Below are 6035 nucleotides of genomic sequence, written 5' to 3'. Positions count from 1 at the left end.
GCCCACGATCTTGCTCATGTTCGTGGGAGTCGCGCCGAGCACCTGCACGAGCTCGGCAGGCCGCATCGCCCCGTTGTAGGTGAGCTGGTTGACGACCAGGAACATCCCCATGTCGTCGTGCGGGAACCCGACCGACTCCATCACCTGCCGCCGCACAGGAGTGCTGTCGGCCCAGTGCACGATTGAGGTGATCGAGACCCGCAGGTCGAACGGCTCCGCCTGCAGCACCGGGCTCAGATCGGCCGAATCCGGGTCGCCGACATCGCCACGCGCCACCCGCGACCCCCTTCTCAGCCCTCTCGCACCAGCCGCACCGGACCGAGCAGCCCGTACTCGCGCACCACAGCTACCTGCATCCGTTCGATGCCCTGCGTCTGCGCGACGATATCCGGGATGTGATCGTAGTAGCCGCGCGCCTTCAGCCGGTTGTTGAGCGAGCTCGCCACCCGCACCACGATCTCGACCTCGTCTTCATGGAGATCGGCGGTCACGTCCACGACTGGCCGCGAGGTGTCGAAGCCGTGCAGCGGACCGTTGCCGATCTGCACCGATCCCAGCCCGCCCGCCGTGGAGCCGAGGTCGAGCAGGTACCGCGCCTGGGGCGCCAGCCGTGGCACCACCAGCCGGGCCCGGTACTCGGCGATCCCGGAGATCTCGGGCCCCACGCCGTCGAGTTCGGTCCAGGGCCGGAGGGCGGTCGCGCCGACCTCGATCCGCGTCACGTTCGTGGTGGGGCGCACCTCGCGGGTCACGTAGCCCAGCCCCCGATCCTCAGTGATCACCTCCAGCTCGCCGGCATCCCAGCTCTCGACGGCGCAGCTCCAGTCGGTCACCTCGGTCACCAGCCCCTGGGGTGCCACAGGCGAGGCGAGCGGCTGTGCCGCTCGGTCCAGCACCACCAACGCGACCTCACCGGGAGCCAGCGAGATCTCGACGACGGTGCCGTCGCCGTCGGGCGTGCTGCCCGAATGCGGTCGCAACTCGCCCGACCAGACATCGAGTCGGTGCGCGGCGCCCGTGCCGGGAAGCCGCACCTGCACCGTGGTCGGCTGCTGCGACTCGTAGAGGAAATGGTAGGCGTACAGGACCAGCAGGTCGCCATCCTCGCGCAGGTGCGTGAGGACCTGCTGGTTGTCCTGCACAAAGCGGGCGCGCCCGGTCACGCCGAGGCTCTCGAGCGCGGAGACGATCTCGGCAGGCGTGGCTTCAGCGACGGTCGGCCGCTCCCGCAGCGCCGCTAGCGTGCCGGCGAGCTCGTCATCGCGCCCATCCAGACCAGGCGTGCGGACCGCCGCTCGTTCGTGGGTGCGGTGCCGGTCGGCGGAGAGGAACTCGACCTCGCGAGCACCGTTGACGATCACCAATCGCAGCCCCCGATCCACCCAGGTCAGCAGGTGTGCCGCCACATCGGGGTCGAGCTCCTCCTGGTAGACCACGAGCGCTGAGTAGCCGGGGCCTTCACGTTGTACCAGGGCCGAAGCATCATCGAAGGTGACGGCCTCATGCTGCAGCAGAGAGCCGTCGAAGAACTCGTACGTGAAGCCCGCATCCTGCAGCGAGAGATCCTGCCACCACTGGTTCTCACGGTTGCGCATCCACATGGAGCCGTAGGCCACTTCATCGGGGATGCGTTCGCCGTTCGGTCCGGTGAGGTTCAGGCCGATGAGGTTGTCCGTGAAGTGGTCGGTGCGCAGGATGCCGATGTCGATGCGCGGGTGGCCGCGGCGCAACGCGTACTGCAGTCGACCGATGGCCGCGTTCCACTGCGGGTAGAACTCGGATGCGGGTTGGCGGGTGTCGAACCGCTCGGAGAACATCGGCCACATGCCCTCGTGGCCCGGCCAGTGCGTGGCGCCCTCGGCGCCCGCGGGACTGGCCCAGCCGTGCAGCACCGTCTTGGTGACGCCCGCTGCGAGTTGCGTGGCGATGATCTGGTCGTAGAACCGGTGGTCGAGCATGTGGTTGCGCGTGGTGGCGCCGGTCTCGGATGAGTACTGCTTGCCGAACAGATGGGCCGGGCCCGCGAGCAGCCGGTAGGCATCGATCTGGCCACCGAACTCCAGCGATTCGGTCTCGATGCCATCCACGTCCGGGCCCGGGCGGGTGAGCTCGAACGGCAGCCCGTAGCTGATCTCCGAGCGCAGCGTCAGCCCCACTGAGTGCAGGAACGTGGCGAACGGGCGCAGCATGTTCTCGATGTAGAGATCGGTGAGTGTGCGCACGTAGTCGTGGCGGACCTTGGCCACCGTGACGCGATCCGCCTCAGCCGGTTGGTGGTGGTAGACGGTCGACACCGCCATGAAGGCGGCGGTGCGCGTGAGGAACGGCAGCCACGGCACGAGGTCGTACCCTCGGCGCTCGCGGAACTCCTCGATCACGGTCCACCCGAAGAACAGCCCGCCAGCACCGAAGGTCGAGAGCTCGAGGGAGTCCATGTACATCTGGGCGCGCGGGTTCGCAGCGATCAGGTCCCGCAGCTCCGGCGTGAGCACCACGCCGTTCCAGTAGTCGATCACGGCGTCCACGCCGTCACGGTCCAGATAATTGACGGTGTAGTTGACGGAAGCGGAGGGATTTGCCGTCTGCCCGGTGCCGTGCATCCAGTAGCTGAAGAGCCGCCACTCGCCTTCAGGTGCCGTCCACTCCAGCGACTCATCGGACACCTCGCCGGAGAGGTCGATGACCGAGGCGACATCGAGCAGGTCGTCGCCGATCACGCGCGCCGCGACCACGGCGATCAGGTGCTGCTCGCTGATCGTGCCGCGGTGGCCCGGGATCGTCGTGACCGGGGGCGGTGCGTCCAGGCCGATGCGAGGCAGGGGCCCCGATCGGGCCTGCCCGGCCGTGAGGTTCTCGACGGCGACGTCCAGTTCCTGCGCCGCCGCCCGGTCGTCGGGAGTGATGGTGGGCAGGTTGGCGTTGGACCAGTTCGTGCCGGAAGTGAAGCTGACCGACATCCCCCGCTTCGTGGTCTCCTCGACCACCACGTGCGAGTCGTGCACCCACTCCTCGGCGCCCCACCCGTAGCGCGCATGGTCGAGGTTGCCCTCGTCCATCGCGAGGAACTCCATGCCGCCGAATCCCAGGCGGTGCGCATCGTCGATCTCGCGGCGCAACGTTTCATCGGTGTGCAGGCCCTCGGCCAGCCACCAGCGCAGCTCGGGGCGGAACTCGATCGCCGGGTCGGCGATCTCAGTGCGGAAGGACTCCAAGGACACGGTGCGCTCACTCTCGCTCGCCGTCGAACGTGCTGACGACGGCTACCCTAACCATCTATTGTCCCCACGACAATAGTCTGCGCGGGTGATGACAGACATGTGCGATACGCGGTCACTGAGCGACTGCGAATCGCACGGAAACGTTCTCCGGTGGGCTCCGGCGGGACCGACGGACGGGACCGGGTCAGGCGAGGTCGAGCCAGCCGAGCGTGGCACCGTGGAAGGTCTGGCGCTCGCGTTCGACGCCGTCGAACTCGAGGTGGCCGGCGGTGAGTTCGAGCAGCATCGCAGGCCCGGACAGCGCCTCGTAGACCGCGAACTGCCCGACCGGCGGCACGGCGGGATCCACCCGGGCGGCACCGACCAGCACGGGGATCTGGATGCGGGCGGCGGCCGTGGCGGCGTCGAAGTAACGCACCACCTCGATCACGCCGGGATCCCGCTGCGCCAGCAGTCGCACCGACTCGCCGCTGCCGGTGCAGGGTGTGCGCAGCCGGGCGGGATGGTTGCCGAACGTGGGCACCGTGAGGGCCGCGGCGGTGAAGCGGTCATCCCACGGCAGGGCGAGCGCACCGAGCCCACCGCCGAAGCTCCCGCCGCGCAGGTCGATGCGCGTGGCCTCGGGAAACAGCCGCTGCGCGGCGGTGGTCGCCACCCACACATCCTGAACGCAGCCACCGATCACGTACGTCTCGCGTGAGCCGATGCCGTGCAGCACGTGCTCCGCTGCGAGGTTCGGGATATCGGTCTGCTCGCTGAGAGCCGGCATCCCGCGGGGCGCGAGCGTCAGCTCGGCCACTCCGGGCCGCCGCAACGGATCCACCGGCTCACCAGCACCCCCATACCCAGGTAACGCCACCACGAGGCGTTCCACCCCGCCGTCGGGCTCGAGGAGGAAGGCACCCAGATCGAGGCCGCCGGTACTCGTGAACCGGACCTCGCTCAGCCGCCAACCGCCCTCGTGGCTGAGCTCCCGCACCCGACGCACCCCGGGCTCGATCTCGCGCGCACCCGCATGCAGACCCCGCCAGAACTCGTCGAAGTCGGCAGGACCAGCCAGCACCTCCTCCGTCAGCTCACCACGGTCAGCAGTCAGTGGTGCCGCCTCGATCATGGTGTTCATCCTGGCAGCGTGGCGAGCAGCCGCCGACTCACCCCAGCTGTCGGCGGCGGCGTGCCACCAGCACGAGCGCGGCCCCGAGCATCATCACCGCGAGGGCCAGCGCGGTAGCGCCCAGGCCGTCGATACCGGTGCCCGGAAGGCCCTCCGCGCCGTCGTCGACCGCACCCCGACCATCCGTGCCCTGACCGTCCGTGCTCGGGTCATCCGTGGCGGGCGGGTCTGTGGCGCTTGGCTCGTCCGTGGTGGGCGGCGTGGTCGGCTGGGTGGGTGCGGCCGCGACCTCGAGCGTGAACTCCTTGAGGATCGGATCCCCCACGAACACCGTGAAGGTCACCGGACCGGCGGTCTCGGGGATGCCCGAGATCTCACCGGTGGCGGAGTCGATCTGCAAGCCGGCCGGCAGGGAGCCCGCATGGATGCCCCAGAGGTACGGGCCGCCGTCGCCGCCGGTCGCCTCGAGCGTGACCGAGTACTCCTCGCCAACCGTCGCGCCGGGAAGCGACTCGGTCACGATCACGAGCGGGTCGAGCACCGTGAGGGTTCCGTTGACGTACTCGAAGGAGTAGAGGTCGTCGGCGGCACCGCTGCACGAGGTGGTGGCGGCGCCCATGTCGTAGGTGCAGGTGGGCAGCGTCTCGAGATCTGCCTCGGAGTCGCCCGGCAGGAATCCGGTGTAGCTCGCGGTGATCTCGGGCTCGAACGCCCCCTCGTAGGTGGTCGCGTCGCTGGCAGTCACCGTGAGGACCGGGCCGCTCACCATGAGGGTGAAGGCCTTGGTGGCGTCGCCGTCCGCGCTGACCGTGAGGTCGAAATCGCCGGCCTCCTCCGGAACGCCCGAGATCTCACCGGTGCCACTGTTGAGGCTCACGCCGGTCGGGAGGCCACCGTCGGTGATGGCCCAGGTGTAGGGAGCGCCGTCGCCGCCGGTGGCCTCGAGAGTCACGGCGTAGTCCTCGCCCACGGTGCCCACCGGCAGCGACTCAGTGAGGATCTCGACGGGCTCGAGCACGGTCAGGGTGCCGTCCACATAGCTGAAGCTGGAGACGTCGTCCTCGGCGCCGGAGCAGAGAGTGATGGCTGCATCGACGTCGAAGCTGCAGGTGGGTAGCGTGTCGAGATCGGCCGCGGAGTCGCCGTTCACGAACCCGGCGTAGCTCGGCGTGACCGTGGGCCCGGGCTCGCCCGCGTAGGTCGCATCGCTCGCGGTCACCGTGAGCACGGCGCCGGCGAGCTCGACGGCGCCGGCGTCGCATCCCGTGCGGACATGCCGCGGGAATCCATCCCCACGCTGGTCGAACGTGCCAGGGCACAGCTCGATCGACGACCCGGCCCACGGTGCGCTGGTGCCCACCGGGACCAGGTCGAGCGCCGGGCTCTCCGCAGCGGGGAGCATGGTCTGGCTGGGTCCACCGTTGTCGGCCAGCGGGCCCAGCTGCGGATCGCCGACCACGGTCGACTCGAGCTCGACCCCGCACGAGGGGTCCGAAACGATGTTGAAACCGAGGTCGGTGAGGCTTGCCTGCGGTCCTGTGCACGCCGGCACGCCATCGGCTGCCTGCACGATCGAGGCGATCACGTCCACCGTGGTGTCCTCGGTCAGCAGCAGCGCACCGCCGGTGTTGTCCGCGATCGTGCTGCCGGCCACCAGCAGCGGCTGGGCCACCGGGTCTCCGGGGACGTCGGTGGGTGGATCA

Annotated in this window: 4 protein-coding genes; all 4 read right to left on the bottom strand. The window is 69.4% G+C overall.

The window, feature by feature from the left end:
• The coding region (locus tag ACOJSN_RS15290; RefSeq protein ID WP_420113353.1) for a hypothetical protein at positions 1-276 on the bottom strand (276 nt) is incomplete at its 3' end.
• A gap of 14 nt (positions 277-290) precedes the next feature.
• Positions 291-3218 (bottom strand): glycosyl hydrolase, encoded by a 2928-nt coding sequence (locus ACOJSN_RS15285; RefSeq protein WP_420113352.1) that lies wholly within the window; start codon positions 3216-3218, stop codon positions 291-293.
• Positions 3219-3402: 184 nt separating this feature from the next.
• Positions 3403-4341 (bottom strand): acetylxylan esterase, encoded by a 939-nt coding sequence (locus ACOJSN_RS15280; protein WP_420113351.1) that lies wholly within the window; start codon positions 4339-4341, stop codon positions 3403-3405.
• Positions 4342-4369: 28 nt separating this feature from the next.
• On the bottom strand, positions 4370-6035 hold a 1666-nt coding region (locus ACOJSN_RS15275; RefSeq protein ID WP_420113350.1), incomplete at its 5' end, for a putative Ig domain-containing protein.

This window comes from Pseudactinotalea sp. (assembly GCF_048594945.1).
In the GTDB taxonomy this organism is placed as follows: domain Bacteria; phylum Actinomycetota; class Actinomycetes; order Actinomycetales; family Beutenbergiaceae; genus Pseudactinotalea.
This window is presented reverse-complemented; position numbering and strand designations above follow the sequence as displayed.

Excerpts from the sequence above, each read along its gene's own strand:
- ACOJSN_RS15280 (WP_420113351.1), bottom strand. The coding sequence starts at position 4,341 with ATGAACACCATGATCGAGGCGGCACCACTGACTGCTGACCGTGGTGAG.